Raw genomic sequence first — 24,683 nt, forward strand, 5'->3', positions numbered from 1 at the left:
CTATAAATAGATCACCATCTGAATATGGAACCCGATATAGTAATAATAGGTGCAGGACCTGTTGGAATATTCACTGCTTTTCAAGCGGGAATGCTTGATATGAAATGTCATATAATAGATGTTTTGGATCAAGCAGGAGGACAATGCACAGCTCTTTACCCAGAAAAGCCAATATACGATATACCTGGTTATCCTGTAATTACTGCCCAAAAATTAATTGAGCAGCTAATGGAGCAAGCTTCGCCATTTAAGCCTATTTACCATTTAAGTCAAAAAGTAGAAAAGATTTCAAATAACGAAGGTGAAAACTTTACTATCATAACGAGCATAGGTACAGAGGTAAAATGTAAGGCTGTTATTGTTGCTGCAGGTAATGGAATGTTTGAACCTAACCGTCCACCCTTAAGTGGTATATTAGAATATGAAAATAAATCTGTATTTTACAGTGTAAATAAAATTTCTGATTTTCAGGATAAAACTATAGTCATTGCAGGGGGGGGTGATTCTGCGGCTGATTGGACTGTAGAACTTTCTAAAGTTGCAAAGAAAATTTATGTGATACATAGGAGAAAGGAATTTCGCTGCACTCCTGAAACTAGAAATAAATTAGAATCACTTGAAATTGATGGAAAAATAGAACTGGTAGTGCCATATCAATTACACGAACTAGCAGGAAGTAATGGGCAGTTGAGCGCAGTGATAGTAAAAAACATTGCCTCTAAGGAAGAAAAAGAAATATCCGCTGATTTTTTGCTGCCATTTTTTGGACTGTCAATGAATCTTGGTCCAATAAACAATTGGGGTATACAGTTAGAACATGGCCGCATAACTGTCGACCCAGCTACACTTAAAACCAGTAGAGATAGGATATATGCAATCGGAGATATAGCTATTTATTCAGGCAAACTAAAATTCATACTAAATGGTTTTGCTGAGAGCGCAATGGCTTGTCATAACATATACAAAGTAATCCACAATTCTCCAGTCAATTTTCAATATTCAACTTCAAAGGGAATTCACGGGAAAGAAAAACTTCCTTGACAAACCTCGCCAGCTCCCTTATCATGAAACTGAAGCTATTGTATTTGCTTTCGCCAATCTGCAGATTAAAAGGTAAGGATTACTTAATGTATCGGCGTCTTGTGTTCAATTTTTTGCAGTATATAGATACTGTATGTCTTTACAAAACTTCATCTACATCTAGATTTTTATCTAAATAAGCTGAACGCGGTTACAAAGCGTTACAAGACATCAAAAAATGCCAATACTCGACAGAGATAGTAAAAGACTAGCTAACTCGGGGATTCTTTGTCTTTTTTTCTGCTTAGTAAATTTCTTAAACGTTTGCAGCGTAAGTTAGAGGTTGTCCGGAAATTAGTAAATTCAAGCATATTCCCTCTTTAACATAACCCTACTCATAGCTAGGTATATGAAATTCTCAGTGGATGTTGTGAGTAAATCATACTCCTTCGATAGCCTTCTATTCCTATTAACCCAAGCAAAAGTCCTTTCTACAACCCATCTTCTTGGCTGTACTTTAAACCCTTGTTCTCTTGTTGGTAGTAGCTCAGGTGGCGTATCTTTGTGCACCCAAAATCTACATGGAGGCCTTGTAACAATTTCAATATCTATGTCATATTCTTCCTTTGTGTGATTCTTTAAATTTCTTCCTTGGTATCCCATGTCAGCCCACATTTTTTTAACTTTAGTATATTTTGTTCTCATATTGTTTAATGCTATTTTAATACCATCTCTATCATTTTCGTTAGCAGCGCCTACGTAACAACCTAGTATAAAACCCTGAGTGTCTGTAATTATATGCCTTTTTCTACCCTTTACTTTTTTACTTCCATCATAGCCTTTGATCCCCCCTTTTCTGTAGTCTTTACAGATTGACTATCTACTATACAGGCACTCGGCTGCTCATTCCTTCCTATTTTTCTTCTACTATATTTTGTAATTTCATAATTCATTTTCTCAAAAATTCCCTGCTTCTTCCATTGCCTGAACTGCTCATACACAGTCTTCCATAGCGGAAAATCATTTGGTAAATACCGCCATTGACACCCTGTACGCAATACATAGAAAATTGCTTCTAATATTTCTCTTTTGCTATACTTTGGCGGCCTTCCTCCTTTCTTGTATGATACTCTGAAGTGTTTTTCTATTCTTGCCCATTCCCTTTCGCTTAGATCTGTTGGATACTTTTTTCTCATCTTTACCCCGTACTAAAATTTCGGATATTATAGCCTTTTACTTGTTTCCGGACAACCTCTCAGTAATTTGATCTGGGTTCCAAGGCCCTTGTGCATCACATATATGAAGCGATAATATATTGCACATGACCAAGTTTGCCCAAAATTCTTGTAATACAGCCTCTCCAGAAAAATTCTCTAACTCTGCTCCTACTTTGAGTCGTTTCCTCTATGTGCCACCTTAACACATAAGCTTTGCTCCAAAATCTCGGTCAAAAACTCTGTTTCTCAGTTGGCTAATGTCAGCACTATAACTCTTACTTTCTGTCCTTTCATTTTATTTTTTAGCTTTTCATTTTCTAATATAAAATCAAAATCTAATGCGCCAGCGTTCCCATAGCTTAGAGGTTGTCCACAAACCAGTAAATCAAGCATATTCCCTACTTAACATAACTTTACTCATAGCCAGATATATGAAACTTTCAGTAGATGTTGTAAGTAAATCGTACTCCTTTGATAGCCTTCTATTTCTATTGATCCAAGCAAAAGTCCTCTCTACCACCCACCTTCTCGGCTGTACTGAAAATCCAGGATCCCGTTGTGGCAATAGTTCTAGTGGTGTATCTTTATGCACCCAAAACCTACATGGAGGCCTTTTGACAATTTCAATATCTATCCCATATTCTCTCTTTACGTAATCCTTTAAATCTTTTCCTTGGTATCCCATATCAGCCCACATTTTCTTAATATTGCTGTATTTTTCCTTCATATTGTCCAATGCCATCTTCACCCCATCTCTGTCATTTTCGCTTGCAGCTCCTACATAGCAACCAAGCACAAATCCTTGAGTATCTGTGATTATATGTCTTTTTCTCCCCTTTACCTTTTTCGCACCATCATAACCTTTGCCCCCCCTTTTTCCGTGGTTTTTACCGATTGACTGTCCACTATGCATGCGCTCGGCTTCCCATTTTTGACCTACTATATTTAGTGATATCATAGTTCATTTTCTCAAAAATTCCCTGCTTTTTCCATCTTCTAAACTGTTCATGCACAGCCTTCCACGGCGGAAAATCGTGTGGTAAATAGCGCCATTGACATCCTGTGCGCAGTATATAAAGAATTGCATTTACTATCTCACACTTACTGTATTTTGGTGGCCTTCCTCCTTTCTTGTACGATACTCTGAAGTGTTTTTCTATTCTTGCCCATTCCCTTTTACTTAAATCTGTTGGATATTTTTTCCTCATCTCTTACCTCAATATTCTTTCTTTATATACTACGTATTCCTTGGTTTGTGGACAACCTCTAAGTATAAAAGTAGCCGTTTTATGTTAAAACACAACGTTCTTGATGAGATTACGGCAAGGCTGGATTCCAGTGGGCTTTGTTGCATCGCTCTTCGGATAGTAGGTAACGTACAATAAATTCATGAAGCTATCTCAAACTTAGCCATGCCTATTTCAGTAAATTTGTTAAGCAAATAACACTTGAGTAGCAGTTCCTTCTCACGATTAATTTCAGATTTGCTCCTAAAACTAAACCCAAATATTCGCTTCAACCTTGAGAAAAATCCTTCAATATACGATCTTTTTCCGTAATTTACTTCTTCTTTCCATCTTTTTATACCATTCTCACCATGTAATTTCATTAACTGAATAGCGGCATTTCTATCAAGCATATAATCCAATTTTGGATGCTCTGCTGCGTTGTTTTTCGGAGGAATTTTCGTTTTTATACCATATTGATTACACAGCTTATAGAGCTTTTCTCTGTCATATGCCCTATCTGCATATAGTACTTTTATGACATACTGAAAATCGACTTCTTTTAGCAAATCACAAGCTCCATAGTGATCAGAGTAGATACCGTTACTGTATTTTACAGCTATGGCTTTTTTGCTGTTTGTATTCAACATTACATGCAATTTTCTTGTCTGTTCATAGCTGCGATACTTTCTATCTTCGCTATTTTCTTTGCTATGACCAGGAGTGTTGTTGTATATACTAATTCCTGTACTGTCTATAGCAATTTCGATATCTTCCATATTATTTTTATCAATTCTGCAATCATTGATCTTAATATTGAGTTTCTTAAACCTTCTTGATGATTGTGAATAGCTGATAACTTGCAAATTTTTCCCAATTTGCTCAAGGTATCCTGCTATAAACCCAACTGTTTGCCTCAGGCCTATTCTAAATAAACAAGTTATTATGTGCACCAAAATTACAACTTTATCGCTATAAATATTGTTGCCACCTGGTATTTTTGGACCATTCTCGTACCACTTTTCTATGGCTTCGTTGATATAATGAAAAATATTTCCTCTTTTTTCTAGAAATTTGTTATATTCGCTATGGTTACTGACCCTCATTTTTTGTGGCATATTTTTTCTTTCAAGGTTAAATGGCTATTTTATAATGAATTTTGTCAGTAGCCACCAGATTTTTCAGTTGCTATGCAACAAAGCCATTCCAGTGTCAAGCACTGGAATGACAAGAGGGGAGCTACTTGAATGACAAGAAAATGGTACTGGCATAATAAGAAAGAAACACTGAGATGGTGAAAGAAAGAATATACGCGAGCAGCACCCATAGGGTAGCGCGTGACGCTGGAATCCAGTTTTTTCCTATTACCACAAACCGTAGCTTCATTAGTTAGAATAGCATAACTAGCGAGTACGAAACGGAGAAGTTTTAATTTGAACTACAGTTTCAGTGCTATTTAACATATATGCCTTCATACGCAAAAATGCCAGTATATGATATTATGCCAATCAATATATAATTGAATTATGGTAGAAAAGCTCTCTAATATTAAAGGCTCAAATACTCCTTTGCTTGGTCAGTTAAAACGCGTCCTCTTGGTGTGCGCTTTACAAAACTAATTTTGATTAAATAAGGTTCTACTGTTTCTTCAATATTGCCAACATCCTCAGATAGTGCAATAGATATAGTGTCAATTCCAACAGGTCCTGAGGTGTTGAATAAAAATCTTAGATAATTCATATCAAGTTTATTGAGTCCCATTTTATCTACACCCAATTTTAGTAATACAGAATCAGCGACTTCATAAGTGATTTTTTTATCATCTTTCACTTCAACAAAATCCCTTATTCTTCTGAGTAACCTCAAAGCAATTCTTGGAGTGCCGCGCGCACGGCAGGCAATTTCCCGTGCTGCATCCTCTTCAATTTCAGCAGAAAGAACTCTTGCGCCTCTTTTTATAATATTAACCAGCTCCTCAAAGGAATAAAACTCAAGATGCAAAGGAATGCCAAAACGATCTCTGAGTGGCGCAGAAAGTAATCCAAGCCGTGTTGTTGCTCCAATTAGCGTAAATGGTGGTAGATCTATCCTTAAAGTGCGAGTAGATGGGCCTTCACCTACTAATATGTCCAGGCAGAAATCTTCCATAGCAGTATATAAAACTTCTTCAATGCTGCGATTTAATCTATGGATTTCGTCGATAAATAGGACATCTTTTGCATTTAAAGTGGTAAGCACTGCGGCCAAGTCTCCAGCTTTACTAAGTAAAGGACCAGAAGTTGCGCGAAAGCTAACTCTTAATTCTTTAGAAACAATTTGTGCTAAAGTTGTTTTGCCAAGCCCTGGAGGACCGTACAATAAGACGTGATCTAAAGCTTCAGTTCTCGTCTGTGCAGCGTTTATAAACACTTTTAAATTTTGTATTAAGTCTTTTTGTCCGACAAAATCATCAAGTTGTTCAGGTCTGATGTTGATATTGCGCGCATCTTCAGTATATTCTTTACCGCACGATATTGATTTCATAATGTTGAGAGCTCCTTAAGCGCCATGCGAATAATATCCTTAGTGTCCAGATTTGGCCTGTATTTTTTTATCGTATCATAAGCTTTCATTTTTTCATACCCAAGATTGATCAATGCTGAAAGGGCATCTTCATTGATTGGATGAAAATTATTGTTATTTATTTCTAGTTTACTCACTTTGCCACTCAATTCAGTGATGATTCGATTTATGAGTTTCAGGCCAAGTCCACTCATCTTGAGTGTTACTTTATCCTCATTCATAATTGCCAAAAATAGCTGTTCTGGAGTTAATTTGCCCAAAATTGACATTGCAGTTTTATAGCTAACGCCGCTTACTTTGACAAGCAACCTCAAGCACTGCTGTTCTTCTTCGCTTATAAAACCATATAGCTGAGCGACATTTTCTCTGTTATTTGCATAGGTTTCGATAAGTAATTTAACTCTACTTCCGATGGAACATGCATTTAAAGTTTTGGCAGAAAGGTGCACTATATAGCCAACATCATTCACGTTCAGGATTATGTGATCACTGCGCACTTCATCAACTATTCCGCTTAGATTTCCTATCATTTTTAGCACTGTATAGGGTTCAGTTTAAATACTCCTGGATCTTAGGTCAAGCAAACGAACATTATAACAGGGAAACGTGGCTAAAAAACCACTTGACAAACTCCGCCAGCCCCCTTATCATAAACACTGAAGCTATTTATTTATCTTCTCTGTACAGATTAAATGACAAAAAAACTCACGTATCTGGCGTATCATGTTTAATTTTTTGCACTATGTGCACCTTATGTCTTATAAAATTTCTACCTACATAAGCTGAAACGCGCTTATAAAGCGTTTAAAACATAAAAAAACGCCAACTTAAAAAATGGATAGTGAATAACTAGCTACCCTAGGGTTTCTTTTGCCTTTTTTTCTGTTTAGTAAATTTCTTAACGTTTATAATTTAGATTAGTTGCGGTTTAAAAGTAGCTGAATCGCGGTTATTAAGTGTTTAGAATAAAAAAACGCCATACTTGAAAGTATAATGTAAGTAATTAGCCAATCATGGGGCTTTTTTTGCCTTTTTTTTCGTTTGGTAAATTTCTTAATGTTTATAGCTAAACGACAACCGTCATCCCGCTGCTTGTTAGCGGGATCTATGCTAAGAGGTTGTCCGGAAACAAGTAAAAGGCTATAATATCTGAAATTTTAGTACGGGGTAAAGATGAGAAAAAAATATCCAACAGATCTAAGCGAAAGGGAATGGGCAAGAATAGAAAAACACTTCAGAGTATCATACAAGAAAGGAGGAAGGCCGCCAAAGTATAGCAAAAGAGAAATATTAGAAGCAATTTTCTATGTATTGCGTACAGGGTGTCAATGGCGGTATTTACCAAATGATTTTCCGCTATGGAAGACTGTGTATGAGCAGTTCAGGCAATGTGTATGGTCCCAGAGTGTGATGGTGTGGATTTAGTATAAATAATTCTGGAGACTGTGTCCACTGATAACATATAAATTCATAAGGAGTAAGACCCTTAAGAGTTTTGAGTCTCTTTGCATAATTATAAGCCATAACAAAGTTATAAAGGTGTTCTTTAAGTTGCTGGTGCGATTGATAGTAATACTTCTTAACTGTAGCATCCTTTAAAGTTTTATTCATACGCTCGACTTGCCCATTCGTCCAAGGATGGCTAACTTTTGTCAAACGATGTTCAATAACATTCTCTTCGCAAACTCTATCAAATATATGTTGGAAAGCATACTTATGACGCTTCTGGTTTGTAAATTGTATACCGTTATCTGTCAAAATAGTATGGATTTTATACGGTAAAATTCTAATCAAATTACGTAAGAACTCAGCAGCTATGGGTTTTGTAGCACTGTTACACAACTCAACATAGGTAAATTTGGATGTCCTATCAATAGCAACAAACAAATGTAATTTGCCCTCCTCAGTTCTAACTTCAGCAATATCAATATGAAAGTAACCGATAGGATATTGTTTGAATTTCTTTTTTGACTTAACTTCTCCATCAACAGTTGGTAATCTGCTAATGTTGTGTCTTTGTAAACAACGATGCAAGCTAGAGCGAGTCAAATGCGGAATTGTAGACTGCAGAGCGTAAAGGCAATCATCTAGTGGCAGTAGTGTATACTTGCGAAATGTAACTATTATAGCTTCCTCTTCTAGCGTTAAAACAGTTGATCTTGGATGCTTTGGACCCATATCAGCATCTTTCGTAAATGAACGTTTTCTCCACTTAATAATAGTTTTTGGATTAAGGTTATAATGCTTGGAGAGTTTTGCTATGCTCTCTTTTCTATTTTGTATTGCTCTACGAATCGTCTGTGTTGTTTTGGCGCACCCATGTAATATCTGTCCCATAATGACTCCTTAAATGATGATGATAGTATACCATCACTCTCTGGGACCATACATCTAAGAGATACCGCGGATGAATCGCGCGGTATGACGGTTCGTGGTGGCATCTCGTCATCCCGCTACGTGTTAGCGGCTAAGAGATACCGCGGCGGTATGACGTCTTAGCCATAGATTACCTGATCTCACCATCTTTCCGGTTGTTTTATACATAATTCTCGGATTTTGAAAGTTCACTTTGAATAAATTGCTCATATTCTTTATCCTCTAGTTCTTCAAAAATCTCAGGATAATGTTTACTGGAACGAGTAATTATTGAAATTAGCTCTTGCTTTGTTTTTCTTAGTAAAACCTTTCAAAGAGAGTCTGTTCATCTGGGCGCGTAGACGATCGATACTCCTTTCTATCAAGTGCAACCAAAGCAAAACCTGTTGCAGCCATATGCTTACATGGATCATAATACACAAATGCAGGACAGGAACATGTTCCACTCAAAAGAGGACCATCGTGCTTTAGTGTTACTCGATATACATTTGATCCAACTACCTTTGATTTAGCTTGAGATTCATTAACAGATATAATCTGTACCTTTCTTTTGTCAAAATAATCCCTTCCTCTGGAGCGGTAGGGTTCTTTGATAAGACCTGTGATATCTTTATAATACAGTCTCATTTTTACCTCCTTTAAAACCCTCAATTTTCTAATATATCCTTTCTTCCATAAAAATTTATTAACTCACCACGACTTTTATATGGCCCTGCGGACAATTTTATAGTGCTATAGCTAACTCAAGAAAGGTTTCCCTACGTCATACCGCGATTCATTCCATAACTGTATGAACATTCATTTTTGAAGGTAAATTGCACAGCAAATGGTGTCATGAAAGTAGCTGACACTGGAATGGCTTTGTTGCATAGCAACTGAAAAATCTGGTGGCTACTGACAAAATTCATTATAAAATAGCCATTTAACCTTGAAAGAAAAAATATGCCACAAAAAATGAGGGTCAGTAACCATAGCGAATATAACAAATTTCTAGAAAAAAGAGGAAATATTTTTCATTATATCAACGAAGCCATAGAAAAGTGGTACGAGAATGGTCCAAAAATACCAGGTGGCAACAATATTTATAGCGATAAAGTTGTAATTTTGGTGCACATAATAACTTGTTTATTTAGAATAGGCCTGAGGCAAACAGTTGGGTTTATAGCAGGATACCTTGAGCAAATTGGGAAAAATTTGCAAGTTATCAGCTATTCACAATCATCAAGAAGGTTTAAGAAACTCAATATTAAGATCAATGATTGCAGAATTGATAAAAATAATATGGAAGATATCGAAATTGCTATAGACAGTACAGGAATTAGTATATACAACAACACTCCTGGTCATAGCAAAGAAAATAGCGAAGATAGAAAGTATCGCAGCTATGAACAGACAAGAAAATTGCATGTAATGTTGAATACAAACAGCAAAAAAGCCATAGCTGTAAAATACAGTAACGGTATCTACTCTGATCACTATGGAGCTTGTGATTTGCTAAAAGAAGTCGATTTTCAGTATGTCATAAAAGTACTATATGCAGATAGGGCATATGACAGAGAAAAGCTCTATAAGCTGTGTAATCAATATGGTATAAAAACGAAAATTCCTCCGAAAAACAACGCAGCAGAGCATCCAAAATTGGATTATATGCTTGATAGAAATGCCGCTATTCAGTTAATGAAATTACATGGTGAGAATGGTATAAAAAGATGGAAAGAAGAAGTAAATTACGGAAAAAGATCGTATATTGAAGGATTTTTCTCAAGGTTGAAGCGAATATTTGGGTTTAGTTTTAGGAGCAAATCTGAAATTAATCGTGAGAAGGAACTGCTACTCAAGTGTTATTTGCTTAACAAATTTACTGAAATAGGCATGGCTAAGTTTGAGATAGCTTCATGAATTTATTGTACGTTACCTACTATCCGAAGAGCGATGCAACAAAGCCCACTGGGATCCAGGAAACTTAATTGCAAGTAATGCATTAGATTTGGTGAGTATGGGTTTTATGTTATAGAATGAAACACTTTTGGTGAATTTGTAAAGAAAACTGGATCCCAGTGTTTGGGCACTGGGATGACACCATTCTTTTTCCTGGATTCCAGACTGGAATGACACCATTTGTTGTGTTTAACAAAGTTCGTACTTAGCTTCATATTAGCCGTAAATATTTAAGAAATTTACCAAACGAAAAAAAAGGCAAAAGAAGCCCTGGGGTTATTATCCGCTTTAAAATATTGGCGTTTTTTATGTTTTAAACGCTTGACAAGCGAGATTCAGCCGCTTTTAATTGCAACTAACTTACGCTGCAAATGTTTAAGAAATTTACTAAGCAGAAAAAAAGACAAAGAATCCCCGAGTTAGCTAGTCTTTTACTATCTCTGTCGAGTATTGGCATTTTTTGATGTCTTGTAACGCTTTATAAGCGCGTTCAGCTTATTTAGATAAAAACCTAGATGTAGATGAAGTTTTGTAAAGACATACAGTATCTATATACTGCAAAAAATTGAACATAAGACGCCGATACATTAAGTAATCCTTACCTTTTAATCTGCAGATTGGCGAAAGCAAATACAATAGCTTCACTATCATGATAAGTGGGCTGGCGAAGTTTGTCAAGTAAGTTTTTTCGTTTCTATTTCCAATAAAAGTTCGTTATATGGTTATGCAAGAAGTCTAATGAATCGCGGCATGACGTCTTAGCTATAGATGCTGGTCTGTGTGATTTCAAGAGAAGCTTAGTAGATAAGTTGTGTTTTAAACCAGATTCGGTATTTTAAACTGAACATTTTCAATAATACCACCTGGCATAACTGAAATTTTTACACTCAGGTTTACTTTTAGGTAGTCCATTAATTCATCAACCAATATGTCAGGAGCGGAAGCACCTGCAGTGATTCCTATCTTTTCTACGCCCTGGAACCAGCTTTTATTTACACATCTGTAATTATCAATCAAGTAGGCTCTTTTTCCTCTAGCAGTGCACAGATCTAATAAGCGGTTTGAATTTGAGCTATTTTTACTTCCTACAACTAATACCATGTCTACAATTTCAGCTAGCTTTTTAACAGCATTTTGTCTGTTTTGCGTTGCATAGCATATGTCCTTTAAATCTGGACCTGTTATGCCTGGAAACCTTAATTTCAAGGCAGCAATAATGTCACGGGTATCGTCGATGCTTAACGTAGTTTGTGTAACATAAGACAAATTATCTGGATCTTTAACCTTTAAATCATATACATCCTGCAAAGTTTGCACTAAAGTGATAGGATTGTTTACTCTTCCCCTAATTCCCTTAACTTCTGGATGGTTTTCATGCCCAATGAGAATTAATTCTTTACCACTGTTTTCATACCTTTTTGCTTCTTTATGCACTTTGTTGACTAAAGGACATGTTGCATCAATCACTTGAATACCCTTTCTTTTTGCCTCATCTTCTATATTTTTTGATACTCCGTGCGCGCTGAAGATCAGTATTCCTTCATTATCTTCAATTTCCTCGATACTGCTTACAAAAACCACTCCTTGTTTCTTAAAGTCCTCTACTATATATTTATTGTGAACAATTTCGTGTAGCACATAAACTTGGCGCTCGTTTTTGTATTTTTCTAAAGTAATAGCTAATATGTCCACAGCTCTTTTTACCCCGGCACAAAAACCTCGTGGTTCAGCTAAGATGATTTCCATTTTTGTCAAATCAAGTAAATATGCAAGCATTACTTAAAAATAAGCTCCGCTCACTGTGTTTTATAGTACCATTATTTATATTTTATATAATAATTATTTTTCGCATATTCTCTTTAACATTTGATCAACTTACTACTTCAGAAAATTTTAGAAAAGATAATATAGTACATAAACAACCTGATATTTTAGATAGAAATGGAGTGGTAATAGCAACAAATGTGCCCACAACATCACTATATATAGATGCAACCAAAGTAAAGAATCCGGAAAGTATAGCAGCACAACTGTGTTCTACTTTGCATGACCTCGAATACAAGAACTTATATAGAGTACTTACTTCAGAAAAGAAATTTGCTTGGATAAAGCGGCACTTGACTCCAAAAGAATTACTAGCGATCAAAAACGCTGGTGTACCAGGAGTAAATTTTTATGACGACATAAAGCGTATATATCCTCACAGTAATTTATTTTCACACGTGCTTGGTTATACTGACATAGATGGCAACGGTATTGCAGGAGTTGAGGCATATATAAGTAAAAACAAACAACATTCTGTTATCCAAGTACCTGATATACAGTTGTATGAATGTTGCAACTTGAAAGCAATTCCTGCACAACAATTCCCCACACAACAGATGGTGTCATCCCAGTGCGTGACACTGGGATCCAGATATAAAAATACTGACAAATTACGTGATGAACAACGGATTCCAGAAACATATGTCAAAAACAATGTTTGTGATGAAATTGCGCATAAAACTGGATTCCAGTGTCAGTGCACTGGAATGACACCAGACCAAGCTTCTGCACAATCTTCTGTCATCCGACAGGGATGGTCACGCTCTGCTGATCAATATGTTCAACTATCCTTAGATACACGAGTGCAAAGCATAGTGCATGAAGAGCTAACTAAAGCTGTAAGCAGATATCAGGCACTTGGCGGAGTAGGAATTGTTTTAAATGTGAGAAATAGTGAAGTCATCTCGATGGTCAGCCTACCTGATTTTAATCCCAACTTACAGAATAAGGCAGAAGACGTACAAAAGTTTAATCGCGCCAGTCTTGGGGTATATGAGATGGGGTCGGTATTAAAATACTTTACAATAGCCGCAGCGCTTGATGCGAACGCTACAAAAACTAGCGATTTATATGACGTATCAACACCAATCACCATTGGAAAGTATAAAATTCAGGATTTTCATAAATCTAAAATTCCAAAAATTACTGTGCAAGATATATTTGTAAAATCATCCAACATTGGTGCAGCAAAAATTGCAGTCAAACTAGGTATTGAAAAACAGGTAGAATACTTTAAAGCTATGAAGCTATTTTCTCCTTTGAAAATAGAAATACCAGAAAAATCCACACCGATAATCCCGGATAAATGGAGTGAAAACACTTTAATAACAGCATCTTATGGTTATGGCATAGCTGTAACTCCTATACATCTTGCACAAACTGCAGCAGCATTAATCAACAATGGGATATTTCATAACGCAACCTTGATGTTGAATAAAAGAAGTATAGGAGAGCAAATTATCTCAAGAAGAACTTCCAGGGAAATGAGAAAATTATTACGTGCAGCAGTAACAGATGGCACTGGCAGAAAAGCAAAAATAAAGGAATATTCAATAGGAGGAAAAACTGGATCGGCGGAAAAAGTTGTAGATGGTAAATATAGCAAAGATGCAAACATAGCATCATTTATAGGAGTGCTAACTATGCTTGACCCAAGGTACATAGTGCTAATTGCTATTGATGAGCCTCAAGGGATGCACCATACCGGGGGAGTAATTGCTGCGCCTATAGTAAGAAACATTATAAATAGAGTAGCACCTATACTAAATGTTACACCTGAGATGTAAAATTATGATTGCTTTACTATAATTTCAAATTTATCATTACCAAAATCCTTATTAATATACCAAGAACCATCATCTTTAGTTACAAATTCAAGACCTTTAAGGTCTTTTTTTATTGTCTTTCCATTTTGACCATCAATAGCGATATTAATATCGAATGTAATAATGTCTAGATTTATCATAGCTTCTTTCCCGCTGCACGAATTTAGACTGAACTTGCCTAACATGACATCATTAAAACTCACTTCCCCTGTACAGACATCACACTGACCGTCCACACAACACGTAGTTTCAATATAGAAAAGATCTGACATACAAAATACCTTAAAAAAAAGAACTAAACATATATGGCCACTACACCACACCGCTAACAAGTAGTAAAGCGTCGATAAACCTAAGTTACTTTAGCTACGTAGCCATAATACAGCTAGAAATGTAAAATTCAACAGTTAATTGTGTGATTAATAGAGAAGTCTTATTTAGTACACCTTATAGGAATGGCTGTTTAGTTTTTTTGTTAATCTTTTTTACCATGCTGTCAATCATATGCTTTATCCCTTGATATACAGAGTATGTACTTTCGTCGCTACGCATATAAGCAGAACAGGAAAATACATTATGTTCTTCGTCTTCTATTGATAACTCTGTATCGCATTTTATGTGCTCGCCGCCAAGCCTTTCTATCAACTGTTCTCTGTCATCTCCTATAGTTACCTTAACCTTACTTTCTTCTTTACCTATCTTGCTACTTAAAATTGAAACAATGATGGCTGGAGATATGCATATCGCTCCTATTGGCTTTTTTGTAACAAAAAATTCTGAAACTAATCTTTCAAATTCAGGCATTACTGTCACCATGTCTTTACTTTCAGCTAAGTCAGATAAATTTTTCGCAACCCCGTATCCACCAGGTACAACTAGCATGTCAAAATTTTCAGCTTTGGCTTCTTTTAAGTCATATATTTCGCCTCTTGCGATTCTTGCTGCTTCCACAAGTACATTCCTTTTTTCTTTTGTTGCCTCTTTTGTTCTATGATTCATAACTTGTGTGATATTGATATCAGGTGCAAAGCATTTAACATCCACTTCCTGCTGATCAAGCACAAGCAAACTTAAAACCGCTTCTCTTACCTCTGCACCGTCAAGGTGACCACACCCTGATAAGACCACAGCAGCTTTTAATTTTTTTTCACCCATAAAGTACCTTGATTTCATATAATCTAGATATTTTAATACAAATTCTATATTTGGAAAGGGGTATGTTATATCAATTATAATATAATTAATGATTAGTATGTATAATTAGGCATATTTATAATCAACGAAGCTGAATATGGAATCTAGCAATAGTATGTTTTTTGACACTGACTATCCAGAACTAAGAAAAGCTATTTCAGATATAATAGAAAGTATTGCACAATCCTCACAAGAGGGGAAAAAAGAGTTATTTACAACCCTATCAGAACAAGTTAAAGGGATGAACCTCAAAGATTTAGGTTTAGCGATTAATGACCAAGGCTTGCAAAAGGAAGTAAATAAAGAATTATTTATAAAACTCATTGAAGAAGCACTTAAAGGGTTAACTTCTGAAAACGTTGACTCAAAAATAATAGAAGAGGCGTTAAAATCTGTTAATCAGCAAGCAATAAGTAATGTTATAAATAGTAATAAAGGTCCGCTGGACAATCTAGTCAATTATTTTAAATCAGCATCTGCAAATGAAAAAATAGGAATAGCTTCTGCTGGAATGGTATTAGGAGCAGCATTTTCTCCGCTTATTGTGCTTGCTACATTAATAGCGCTTGTAGCTATTGGAGCACGTTATGTAGGAATAGGTATAGGAAAGGCAGGGGAAAAAATAAAAGAAGGTGCGATTGAAACAGGAAAAGCAGTAAAAAGTTCATATAAGGATTTAATAGATAAATTACCTACGATTCAAGACAGAGAGAATAACTTTAGTAGATTAAGAACAAACGTGCTTGAAACTATTGCAAACATTAGTCTTAAAGATAACGAAGGCGTTGACGCTAAAAAAGGTTTTGATGATGGGAAAAAAATATTAGAAATGCTTCAAAATGAAAGGCAGCGATCTGCTATACAAGAGTTAGTAAAGAATGGAACCATTCAAAATTTTTCAGAAGATGATATGAGCAGACTTCTGGAAAAGGGCCTCAGTACTCATGTAGCAGATATGAAAGCACTTAATGATCTTATAAATAAATTTCAACCTGCAATTATGGCTATTGGTAACGGTAAAATAGAAGATGTAGAACAAAAAGTTAATGAGAAAGCTCAGGAAATGGAGCCAGATTCTCAATTAGGTGATTCAAGTACTGAACGAGTGAGTGAAGAAGAAAATAAAACCCTCTGATGGCTTGGGGAGGGAATGGGAAAGATAGGGATCTACTCCTTTCTATCCACTTTCTTGAGCAATCCACTTCCACATCTAAGAGGTTGTCCGGAAACAAGTAAAAGGCTATAATATCCGAAATTTTAGTACGGGGTAAAGATGAGAAAAAAGTATCCAACAGATCTAAGCGAAAGGGAATGGGCAAGAATAGAAAAACACTTCAGAGTATCATACAAGAAAGGAGGAAGGCCGCCAAAGTATAGCAAAAGAGAAATATTAGAAGCAATTTTCTATGTATTGCGTACAGGGTGTCAATGGCGGTATTTACCAAATGATTTTCCGCTATGGAAGACTGTGTATGAGCAGTTCAGGCAATGGAAGAAGCAGGGAATTTTTGAGAAAATGAATTATGAAATTACAAAATATAGTAGAAGAAAAATAGGAAGGAATGAGCAGCCGAGTGCCTGTATAGTAGATAGTCAATCTGTAAAGACTACAGAAAAGGGGGGATCAAAGGCTATGATGGAAGTAAAAAAGTAAAGGGTAGAAAAAGGCATATAATTACAGACACTCAGGGTTTTATACTAGGTTGTTACGTAGGCGCTGCTAACGAAAATGATAGAGATGGTATTAAAATAGCATTAAACAATATGAGAACAAAATATACTAAAGTTAAAAAAATGTGGGCTGACATGGGATACCAAGGAAGAAATTTAAAGAATCACATAAAGGAAGAATATGACATAGATATTGAAATTGTTACAAGGCCTCCATGTAGATTTTGGGTGCACAAAGATACGCCACCTGAGCTACTACCAACAAGAGAACAAGGGTTTAAAGTACAGCCAAGAAGATGGGTTGTAGAAAGGACTTTTGCTTGGGTTAATAGGAATAGAAGGCTATCGAAGGAGTATGATTTACTCACAACATCCACTGAGAATTTCATATACCTAGCTATGAGTAGGGTTATGTTAAAGAGGGAATATGCTTGAATTTACTAGTTTCCGGACAACCTCTAAATGTACAATAAGAACTAGATTCCAGACTGGAATGACAGCAGTCCTACGTCATACCGCGATTCATTCTCGGTATCTCTAGATCCCGCTAACAAGTAGCGGGATGACGGTTGTCAGGCTAGCTGTCATCCCAGTGCCCAGACACTGGGATCCAGAAATTTTAATTGTAAGTAAGCATACTGGGTTGATAAGTATAAAAGTAGCTAGAAAATAAACATTTTTGATGAGATTATATGGAAAACTGGATGCCAGTGTCAAGCACTGGCATGACACCCTTCACGGACTTTTAAATTACTTTAGCTATAAATATTAAGAAATTTACCAAATGAAAAAAAAGGCAAAAGAAGCCCTGGGGTTATTATCCGCTTTAAAATATTGGCGTTTTTTATGTTTTAAACGCTTGACAAGCGAGATTCAGCCGCTTTTAATTGCAACTAACTTACGCTGCAAATGTTTAAGAAATTTACTAAGCAGAAAAAAAGACAAAGAATCCCCGAGTTAGCTAGTCTTTTACTATCTCTGTCGAGTATTGGCATTTTTTGATGTCTTGTAACGCTTTATAAGCGCGTTCAGCTTATTTAGATAAAAACCTAGATGTAGATGAAGTTTTGTAAAGACATACAGTATCTATATACTGCAAAAAATTGAACATAAGACGCCGATACATTAAGTAATCCTTACCTTTTAATCTGCAGATTGGCGAAAGCAAATACAATAGCTTCAGTTTCATGATAAGGGGGCTGGTGAGGTTTGTCAAGGAAGTTTTTTCGTTTCTATGTTGTCAGCTACTTGGATGACGCCAATCTGAGTTAACTACACCAACTCACATTCAGCAAAAAAGAAAGCTATCTCCTTACGAGCATTTTCTAGACTATCCGAGCCGTGGACTCTATTTTCACTAATATCATCAGCAAAATCACCCCTGATTGTGCCTTTATCTGCCTGCTTTGGATTGGTAGCTCCCATGATTTGTCTGTATTTACTTACTGCATTTTCACCAACTAAAACTTGAACTACCACAGAACCAGAGGTCATAAACTCTACTAATTCCCCAAAAAAAGGCCTATCTTTATGAATTTCATAAAACAGCTCTGCTTGTTTTTTTGTTAGTAACATCATTTTTTGTGCTGTGATTTTCAGCCCAGATTGTTCGATGTAGGAATTTATATTGCCTGTAATATTATTTTTTACTGCATCAGGTTTTAAGATTGAAAGTGTCTTCTCAATTGCCATATTATTTCCTTATATAGAATAGTACATTTATAGATTTATTTTATTACAAATTTTAATTTCATAGAAGTGATTTTTTATCTATAATTAAGAACAAATCATCAAGGAGGTATTGTATGGGTAAATGTTATAAAAATAACACTACTAAACAAGCTGAATCTACTACTAAAAAATTAGTAAGTAACTTTAAGTCATCGCTTTTGTGTGGAACAAAAGGGTTTTTGACTTTTAGTCTGGCATTTTTAAGTTATTTGGAATATAGTTCACATCATAATACAAAATTAAAAGAAGGTGCTGCCTTTGCAATGAAAAGAAACACTATTCCATTTCTTGAAATGACAATCATAGCACCGCTTGTTTGTTTTGCACTGCCAGCTATGCTAGGCAGTATGAGCCTCATGCAATGCGCACTTTTATGTGCTGCCTTAATGATTGCCACATGTTTTATTGTCAGAACTTTTCATCTGCGTGAGAAGTTAATGGAAAAAATCACTAACCATAGTAGAAAAGAAATAGACGCGGAATTTAAGAAAGATACTATAAAATTTCCTACTTTTGATCAAAATAGAAAACACATCGAGTATAATTCGCCCAATTCAGGGCAACCACTGAATGAAACGAGTAGCACCTCTCTTTTCGTTAAAGTTTTACTTTTCCCTCTAAAGGTTTTTTTGAAGGTCCTGCAAAGTTGTATAATGCTATCTTTAGCTGCTGTTGAACTTCTTGAAACCGTGCCAAGTTTTTGTGTTGATCTGTTTTTTGATAGAAGTTTTGAATCCACACAGAGTAACATGCAGAGATTTGGCCACTTATTGTATGCAAATGTGAGAAATTTAGTGCCTATAACTAAATTTGATGAGTGTGTAGCTAATTTTATAGGTACCCCGAAAGTAACTTGTTGTAGTAGTGCGTAGGTGAAAAAGGCAGTTATCTTATTTAATCTTGGCGGGCCTGATTCACTAAATGCGGTCCGTCCTTTTTTATTCAACCTTTTTTATGACAGGAGAATAATCAATCTACCGAATCCCTTTCGGTTTCTTTTAGCAAAGTTTATATCTGCGAAACGAGAAAATACTGCACGAAAAATATACGAGGAAATTGGAGGTAAATCGCCAATTCTAGAGAATACAAAAATGCAAGCTAATGCTTTAGAACTAAAATTAAACGAAAATAGAAACCATGTACACAAGGTATTCATCTGCATGCGCTATTGGCGTCCATTTGCTGACGAAGTTATTGAAAGTGTAAAACAGTTTGATCCTGATGAAGTGATTCTGCTGCCACTGTATCCACAATATTCAACTACCACAACTCTGTCATCCATCGAGAATTGGCAAAAAAATGCTAAACGGTATGGCCTAAAATGCAATACAAAAATGATTTACCGTTATTATGATAACCAAGATTTTATTGAAGCTCACGCTAATCTGATAGCTAAGTACTATAAATTGGCTAGCAAAATCGGTAAACCAAGAGTCCTATTTTCAGCCCATAGCTTACCTCTTAGTATTATTAAAAAAGGCGACCCTTACGCTTCACAGGTAGAAAGAAGCGTAGAGTTAATAGTAGAAAAGTTAGCTATTAATAACTTAGATTGGTCAATATGTTATCAGAGTAAGATTGGTCCTGTAAACTGGCTAGAGCCAAGCACTGAAAGTGAGCTATTACGCGCAAAAATTGATGGTGTACCTGTAGTTCTATCACCTATATCTTTTGTTTCTGAGCATTCAGAAACTCTAGTTGAACTTGATATAGAATATAAAGCAATTATCAAGGATGGATATTACTTTCGCGTGCCAACTCTCAGTGCCGATTCTTTGTTTATTAAATGCTTGGCTGATTTATGCATAAATCTCCCTTAAAGCCCTGATTTATAGTGCTTTTCTTTTAGGATTTTATGTGATAGAATAACAGAAAGTTATTATTTTATTAACTATTTCATGCCAAGCAAGCTAAAAGAAAAATCAAATACGGTTGCACAAAAGGTACATGATGCTTATAATCATGATATCAGGAAGGTAATCTGCATCACAACAGGTTTAACAGCCCTATTGTGTAAGATTTCACTGCAATTTTGCTGCGAGTTCATTGACAATAATAGATCCAATATCTTTCTTATACGGAATGTTGCTCGACTAGTAAAGTTTCCGACATCTATTCTATACATTGCCCATTCTGCATTTACTCTACAGGATCTAATTAAGGATTACAGAAACCCTGAGAGTAAAAAAGAGCTGGCAAAAATTGTGGGTAAATCGGCTAATCTTGCAAGCAGCATCATAGAAGCATTGATGATGTTGAAAGTCATCCATTTTTTTACTAGGAGTAATGCAGACGTAATAAGTCACATTCACTTAACATCAACGATCCTATTTCTGTTTATTTCGGAACCTATAAGCTACTATTATTCATGGAGAAAATACCTAGATAATAAGGATCCTGAAAAGTCTGCTAAGTGTAAGAAGGACCTTATTATCAGCACATTAACTTTGTCATTAGGTTTGTTAAACTTCATATTAAAAAGAATGGAGACTGCAACCATACCAATAAACTTAGGTAATGGTATAATCTATAATTTCAACTTAAGCGTAACAGTTAGCATAATATATAGTGCAGTATTTCTGGCAGTTCAGCTTGACAAATTGTTTCAACAACCTGTCAATGATGATCCTTCCACTGAACTTGATAGTGCTGGCCATAACCATATTCAGCACGGTAATGATGGTAATGATCTGCCCGATGGTAACGCTGTGGGAATGTAAGGGTTAGAGGTGAAAAGATTTTATTTCTACTGCCAACGCTAGTACTGCTAATTTGCTAACAATACTCCAAAGTGACAGAATTTTACCTTCCACAACCTGGCTAACATCATGAAACTCACAGTCAGTGGCATTCAAGCTAGAATATACATCTTTTCTGCTATTACATCGGTATAAGTAACATGTTGGAGTATCTCCTATATAGTATATTAGCGGTTCTGCAGAACTGCTTTTAAACATGTCAATGGTTGGTACACCTTCTTGTATAATAACGCTATTGATTGCTATTCCTTCTTTTATCTTTTTCATTTTATGACGCTTTTTTTTATTGAGGTTTAATATTTCCTCTCCACTTGTTGCTGTTATAATGCCCATCCCATATGTGCCATTGCTTGCTTTGATAAAAACGTAAGGTTGTGTTTTTATTTCATATTCCTCATATTTTTTTTGCACTAGAGATAATATTTGGTCAACTTTAGTTGCTACTGCTCCTAGTGACAAATCATCATCAAAATCAACTCCATCACAGCTCTCTGTAAGCACAGAAATTAGCCATGGGTCTATTTTAAATTCGCCACAAAACTCAGATGCTAATTCTTGATAGATTTCAAAATACTTAAATTTCTGCCTGCTATGCCAACCGTATAGTGGGCTTGGTACTATATCTTGCTTTACGTCTTTCAGCGTGTCTGGAATGTGGCTCGTCATATCACGGTTCAGTATAATAACATCAGGCACAAATCCTGAAGTTGTCTTTAGCAGAGAGTTTTCTTTCACAACAGTTTCATACTGTTCTATTAAATTGTATACTTCATTATATAAAAGGCCAATTCTAGCTTCAAAACCTGCGAGTTGCAGTACTTTCTCTATAACAAATACGTTTTCTATATACATTTTATTGCGTGTATAATTTTCCGGTATTATAAGAACCTTTTTGTATTGATGTCTTTTAAAGTAGCTTTCTATCAATCTTGCTGCCATTGTTCTTGATTCTTCACTTAAGTTATTGAATCCTGCAGGAAATAAATTAGCGTCCACTGGGGCAATTTTGTAGCTGGAGTTTCTAAGATCTATAGAGCTATAAAATGGCGATGTAAGGCCATTAAATTTTGCTTCGAACCAATTATTTATACTTTTTTCCAAATCTGGGTGAATTATGTTTTGCATCTGCACTTTAAATGTTATAAGGAAGGTATTATATTATAAGCTATAGTTGAACATATTTAGTAAATTTGACTAAAGATTAAAGTATAATGAGATTCTTATTTAAAGTGATAGAAAAATGATTCAACACGATAACAATAAAATGTATGGCACTACTATACTGTCAATTAGAAAAGATAAAAGTGTAGTAGTAATAGGTGACGGACAAGTTTCACTGGGCCACACTGTTATAAAATCTGGAGCAAAAAAAGTTAGGCGTCTTTCTGGTGATTCCGTAATTGCTGGATTTGCCGGGGCAACAGCCGACGCATTTACTCTTTTTGAAAGATTAGAATCTAAACTTGACAAGCACCCAGGGCAATTAATGAGAGCATGTGTTGAACTTGCAAAAGACTGGAGAATGGATAAATATCTGAGGAAATTAGAAGCTATGATGATCGTTGCAGATAAATCTATTTCATTAGTAATTACGGGAACAGGTGATGTTCTTGAACCTGAAGATGGAATCGCAGCTATTGGCTCTGGGGGAAATTTTGCTCTATCTGCAGCAAGAGCTTTAATTGACATTAAAGGAATATCAATAGAGGAAATTGCGAAAAAGGCTATGAAGATAGCTGCTGATATATGTGTTTATACAAATCATAATGTGATTATTGAAAAAATAGAGGAGTGATATGTCTTCCAAGCAAAAAACTTTATGCACCAATTTTTCCAATCAGCCTATAACCCTTTCAGAAGGACGGTCTTGTAGTAGTGACACCTACGATGAAAAAAATGACCTCTATAAAGATACTAAGAGTGGTTTTGATTCAAATGACAGCGATGTTCAAGTTAATGACAGTACTCAAGTTTTGTTAGATGACCTGCCACCACAGAAGATAGTTAAAGAATTGGACAGATTCATAATCGGACAGGATGATGCAAAGCGTGCTGTTGCTATTGCGCTCAGAAATCGTTGGCGTCGCAATCAGGTTCCATTTCCATTGCGTGATGAAATCATACCTAAGAATATATTGATGATCGGTCGTACAGGGGTTGGTAAAACTGAAATAGCTCGCCGCTTAGCAAAACTTGCCGGTGCACCGTTTATAAAAATTGAGGCAACGAAGTTTACTGAAATAGGATACGTTGGACGTGACGTTGATTCGATAATACGTGATTTAGTTGATGCAGCAATAGTTTTAGTTAAAGAGAAAGCCCGTAAAGCCTTAGCTAAAAAGGCTTTAATTTTAGCTGAGAAAACAATAGTAAACTCTATGGTAGGCGAAGATGCAACCGAAGAGAGTAAAAAAATTTTTAGAGAAAGGTTGAGGAATAAAGAGTTTGAGGACGGAGAAGTTTCTATTAACGTCAGAGAGAGCAAGAGTATGTTACCTACTTTCGATATACCAGGCATGCCAGGTGGGCAAGTTGGTGTGATGAATGTAACAGAAATAATGGGCAAGATGTTTAACGGGGGCAAAAAAACAAAAACTATTACGGTGAAGGTAAAAGAAGCGCGTGAAATATTAATTAATGAAGAAAGTGAAAGGCTAATGGATGAAGATAAGATAATCAAAGAAGCCATTGATCTTGTTAGTAATGACGGTATAGTATTTTTGGATGAAATAGACAAAATTGCAGCGCGTACAGAAGTAAAAGGTGAAGTAAACAGAGAAGGAGTGCAACGCGATCTGTTACCATTACTTGAAGGAACAACTGTTACAACTAAGTATGGCCATGTAAAAACAGACTATATATTATTTATTGCATCTGGTGCTTTTCATCAGTCTAAACCATCTGACCTCTTACCGGAATTGCAGGGCAGATTACCGATCAGGGTAGAACTTAAGGCACTTACTCAAGAAGATTTAATAAGAATATTAAAGGAACCAGAATCTAGTTTGTTAAAGCAGTGCATAGCTTTAATGAAAACAGAAAATGTGACACTTGAGTTCACTGATGATGGTATAAAAACCATAGCTGAAATAGCGTTTACAGTTAATAGGCAAGTGGAAAATATAGGCGCAAGAAGGCTTCACACTGTTATGGAGAAGCTTTTAGATGAGATAAGTTTCATTGCTTCTGAGAAAAATAGCGAAAAATTCATTATAGACAGCAAGTATGTAAAAGATAAACTTGAGTCAATTTCGAAGCAGCTTGATTTATCTAAGTTTATACTTTAGGAAAAACGAAAAGCCTACTTTAAGTAGTATAGAAAGTGTTCAGAAGGTCAGC

Annotated in this window: 23 protein-coding genes and 4 pseudogenes; 12 read left to right on the plus strand and 15 right to left on the minus strand. The window is 35.7% G+C overall.

The window, feature by feature from the left end:
* Positions 1-24: 24 nt before the first annotated feature.
* Positions 25-1,041: an NAD(P)/FAD-dependent oxidoreductase gene (locus AACH21_RS00935; protein WP_338482592.1), complete on the plus strand. Its 1,017-nt coding sequence runs from the start codon at positions 25-27 to the stop codon at positions 1,039-1,041.
* Between the two features lie 342 nt (positions 1,042-1,383).
* Here AACH21_RS00935 and AACH21_RS00940 read toward each other — a convergent pair.
* The 6 genes and pseudogenes from AACH21_RS00940 to ruvA all read right to left on the minus strand — a co-directional run bounded on the left by AACH21_RS00940 (position 1,384) and on the right by ruvA (position 6,555).
* Positions 1,384-2,216 (minus strand): IS5-like element ISWpi1 family transposase gene (locus tag AACH21_RS00940; RefSeq protein ID WP_338482219.1). Its coding sequence is split into 2 segments (ribosomal slippage): positions 1,384-1,847 and positions 1,847-2,216, totalling 834 coding nucleotides; the frame shifts between segments, so codons are not numbered across the junction.
* 58 nt (positions 2,217-2,274) lie between these two features.
* A pseudogene (locus tag AACH21_RS00945) lies at positions 2,275-2,585 on the minus strand (IS4 family transposase); the annotation flags it as partial.
* A gap of 37 nt (positions 2,586-2,622) precedes the next feature.
* Positions 2,623-3,445, minus strand: a pseudogene (locus AACH21_RS00950) (IS5 family transposase).
* A 179-nt stretch (positions 3,446-3,624) separates the two neighbouring features.
* Positions 3,625-4,581, minus strand: a complete 957-nt coding sequence (locus tag AACH21_RS00955; RefSeq protein WP_338482593.1) for an IS5 family transposase — start codon at positions 4,579-4,581, stop codon at positions 3,625-3,627.
* Positions 4,582-5,011: 430 nt separating this feature from the next.
* Positions 5,012-5,986 carry a Holliday junction branch migration DNA helicase RuvB gene (gene ruvB / locus AACH21_RS00960; protein WP_077188597.1) on the minus strand — a complete coding sequence of 325 codons (975 nt, stop codon included), beginning with the start codon at positions 5,984-5,986 and terminating at the stop codon, positions 5,012-5,014.
* Positions 5,983-6,555 (minus strand): Holliday junction branch migration protein RuvA, encoded by a 573-nt coding sequence (ruvA, locus tag AACH21_RS00965; RefSeq protein WP_077188598.1) that lies wholly within the window; start codon positions 6,553-6,555, stop codon positions 5,983-5,985. Before ruvA ends, ruvB begins: the two co-directional genes overlap by 4 nt.
* A gap of 643 nt (positions 6,556-7,198) precedes the next feature.
* Here ruvA and AACH21_RS00970 point away from each other — a divergent pair.
* A pseudogene (locus AACH21_RS00970) lies at positions 7,199-7,414 on the plus strand (transposase); the annotation flags it as partial.
* Here the strand turns inward: AACH21_RS00970 and AACH21_RS00975 are convergent.
* The 3 genes from AACH21_RS00975 to AACH21_RS00985 all read right to left on the minus strand — a co-directional run bounded on the left by AACH21_RS00975 (position 7,382) and on the right by AACH21_RS00985 (position 9,309).
* On the minus strand, positions 7,382-8,362 hold the full coding sequence (locus AACH21_RS00975; protein ID WP_338482594.1) for an IS481 family transposase: 981 nt from the start codon (positions 8,360-8,362) through the stop codon (positions 7,382-7,384). The pseudogene AACH21_RS00970 and the gene AACH21_RS00975 sit on opposite strands and share 33 nt — an antisense overlap.
* A 336-nt stretch (positions 8,363-8,698) precedes the next feature.
* A complete protein-coding gene (locus tag AACH21_RS00980) occupies positions 8,699-9,028 on the minus strand; it encodes an SWIM zinc finger domain-containing protein (RefSeq protein WP_077188599.1) in 330 nt (109 codons plus the stop codon).
* A gap of 131 nt (positions 9,029-9,159) precedes the next feature.
* A complete protein-coding gene (locus tag AACH21_RS00985; RefSeq protein WP_338482596.1) occupies positions 9,160-9,309 on the minus strand; it encodes a hypothetical protein in 150 nt (49 codons plus the stop codon).
* A gap of 34 nt (positions 9,310-9,343) precedes the next feature.
* Between AACH21_RS00985 and AACH21_RS00990 the strand changes: the two genes are divergently transcribed.
* Positions 9,344-10,300, plus strand: coding sequence for an IS5 family transposase (locus AACH21_RS00990; RefSeq protein WP_338482593.1), 957 nt, complete (start codon positions 9,344-9,346; stop codon positions 10,298-10,300).
* A 12-nt stretch (positions 10,301-10,312) separates the two neighbouring features.
* Here AACH21_RS00990 and AACH21_RS00995 read toward each other — a convergent pair whose 3' ends face one another.
* Complete coding sequence (locus AACH21_RS00995; protein ID WP_338482597.1) at positions 10,313-10,519, minus strand: hypothetical protein; 207 nt, start codon at positions 10,517-10,519, stop codon at positions 10,313-10,315.
* Positions 10,520-11,155: 636 nt separating this feature from the next.
* Positions 11,156-12,085 (minus strand): 4-hydroxy-3-methylbut-2-enyl diphosphate reductase, encoded by a 930-nt coding sequence (gene ispH / locus AACH21_RS01000; protein WP_264329845.1) that lies wholly within the window; start codon positions 12,083-12,085, stop codon positions 11,156-11,158.
* Positions 12,086-12,105: 20 nt separating this feature from the next.
* On the opposite strand from ispH, the gene AACH21_RS01005 reads away from it, so the two are divergent.
* Entirely contained in the window at positions 12,106-13,950 is a 1,845-nt protein-coding gene (locus tag AACH21_RS01005; protein ID WP_338482599.1) for a penicillin-binding protein 2, read from the plus strand.
* 2 nt (positions 13,951-13,952) lie between these two features.
* Here AACH21_RS01005 and AACH21_RS01010 read toward each other — a convergent pair whose 3' ends face one another.
* Together AACH21_RS01010 and elbB are read right to left on the minus strand one after the other, a co-directional pair.
* Positions 13,953-14,261, minus strand: coding sequence for a hypothetical protein (locus AACH21_RS01010; RefSeq protein ID WP_338482600.1), 309 nt, complete (start codon positions 14,259-14,261; stop codon positions 13,953-13,955).
* A 175-nt stretch (positions 14,262-14,436) separates the two neighbouring features.
* A complete protein-coding gene (gene elbB / locus AACH21_RS01015; protein ID WP_022626165.1) occupies positions 14,437-15,144 on the minus strand; it encodes an isoprenoid biosynthesis glyoxalase ElbB in 708 nt (235 codons plus the stop codon).
* A gap of 136 nt (positions 15,145-15,280) precedes the next feature.
* On the opposite strand from elbB, the gene AACH21_RS01020 reads away from it, so the two are divergent.
* The 3 genes and pseudogenes from AACH21_RS01020 to AACH21_RS01030 all read left to right on the plus strand — a co-directional run bounded on the left by AACH21_RS01020 (position 15,281) and on the right by AACH21_RS01030 (position 17,527).
* Positions 15,281-16,318: a hypothetical protein gene (locus AACH21_RS01020; RefSeq protein ID WP_338482601.1), complete on the plus strand. Its 1,038-nt coding sequence runs from the start codon at positions 15,281-15,283 to the stop codon at positions 16,316-16,318.
* Between the two features lie 138 nt (positions 16,319-16,456).
* Positions 16,457-17,289 (plus strand): annotated as a pseudogene (locus AACH21_RS01025) (IS5 family transposase).
* 127 nt (positions 17,290-17,416) lie between these two features.
* Entirely contained in the window at positions 17,417-17,527 is a 111-nt protein-coding gene (locus AACH21_RS01030) for a WPE palindromic element domain-containing protein (protein WP_080717651.1), read from the plus strand.
* 599 nt (positions 17,528-18,126) lie between these two features.
* On the opposite strand, the gene ndk is transcribed toward AACH21_RS01030, so the two are convergent.
* Positions 18,127-18,546: a nucleoside-diphosphate kinase gene (ndk, locus tag AACH21_RS01035; RefSeq protein WP_182309846.1), complete on the minus strand. Its 420-nt coding sequence runs from the start codon at positions 18,544-18,546 to the stop codon at positions 18,127-18,129.
* A 113-nt stretch (positions 18,547-18,659) separates the two neighbouring features.
* Here ndk and AACH21_RS01040 point away from each other — a divergent pair, with 113 nt between their 5' ends.
* The 3 genes from AACH21_RS01040 (at position 18,660) to AACH21_RS01050 (ending at position 21,305) form a co-directional block, all read left to right on the plus strand.
* Complete coding sequence (locus AACH21_RS01040; protein ID WP_338482602.1) at positions 18,660-19,457, plus strand: hypothetical protein; 798 nt, start codon at positions 18,660-18,662, stop codon at positions 19,455-19,457.
* On the plus strand, positions 19,458-20,405 hold the full coding sequence (gene hemH / locus AACH21_RS01045) for a ferrochelatase (RefSeq protein WP_236514410.1): 948 nt from the start codon (positions 19,458-19,460) through the stop codon (positions 20,403-20,405).
* A gap of 78 nt (positions 20,406-20,483) precedes the next feature.
* Positions 20,484-21,305 carry a hypothetical protein gene (locus tag AACH21_RS01050; protein ID WP_265029904.1) on the plus strand — a complete coding sequence of 274 codons (822 nt, stop codon included), beginning with the start codon at positions 20,484-20,486 and terminating at the stop codon, positions 21,303-21,305.
* A 3-nt stretch (positions 21,306-21,308) separates the two neighbouring features.
* Here the strand turns inward: AACH21_RS01050 and gshA are convergent, their stop codons facing one another.
* Entirely contained in the window at positions 21,309-22,469 is a 1,161-nt protein-coding gene (gene gshA, locus AACH21_RS01055) for a glutamate--cysteine ligase (RefSeq protein WP_338482604.1), read from the minus strand.
* Positions 22,470-22,584: 115 nt separating this feature from the next.
* On the opposite strand from gshA, the gene hslV reads away from it, so the two are divergent.
* Together hslV and hslU are read left to right on the plus strand one after the other, a co-directional pair.
* A complete protein-coding gene (gene hslV / locus AACH21_RS01060) occupies positions 22,585-23,139 on the plus strand; it encodes an ATP-dependent protease subunit HslV (RefSeq protein WP_077188416.1) in 555 nt (184 codons plus the stop codon).
* A 1-nt stretch (position 23,140) separates the two neighbouring features.
* On the plus strand, positions 23,141-24,631 hold the full coding sequence (hslU, locus tag AACH21_RS01065; RefSeq protein WP_338482605.1) for an ATP-dependent protease ATPase subunit HslU: 1,491 nt from the start codon (positions 23,141-23,143) through the stop codon (positions 24,629-24,631).
* Positions 24,632-24,683 lie beyond the last annotated feature (52 nt).

Source organism: Wolbachia endosymbiont (group A) of Ophion costatus (assembly GCF_963969245.1).
GTDB classification, from domain to species: domain Bacteria; phylum Pseudomonadota; class Alphaproteobacteria; order Rickettsiales; family Anaplasmataceae; genus Wolbachia; species Wolbachia pipientis.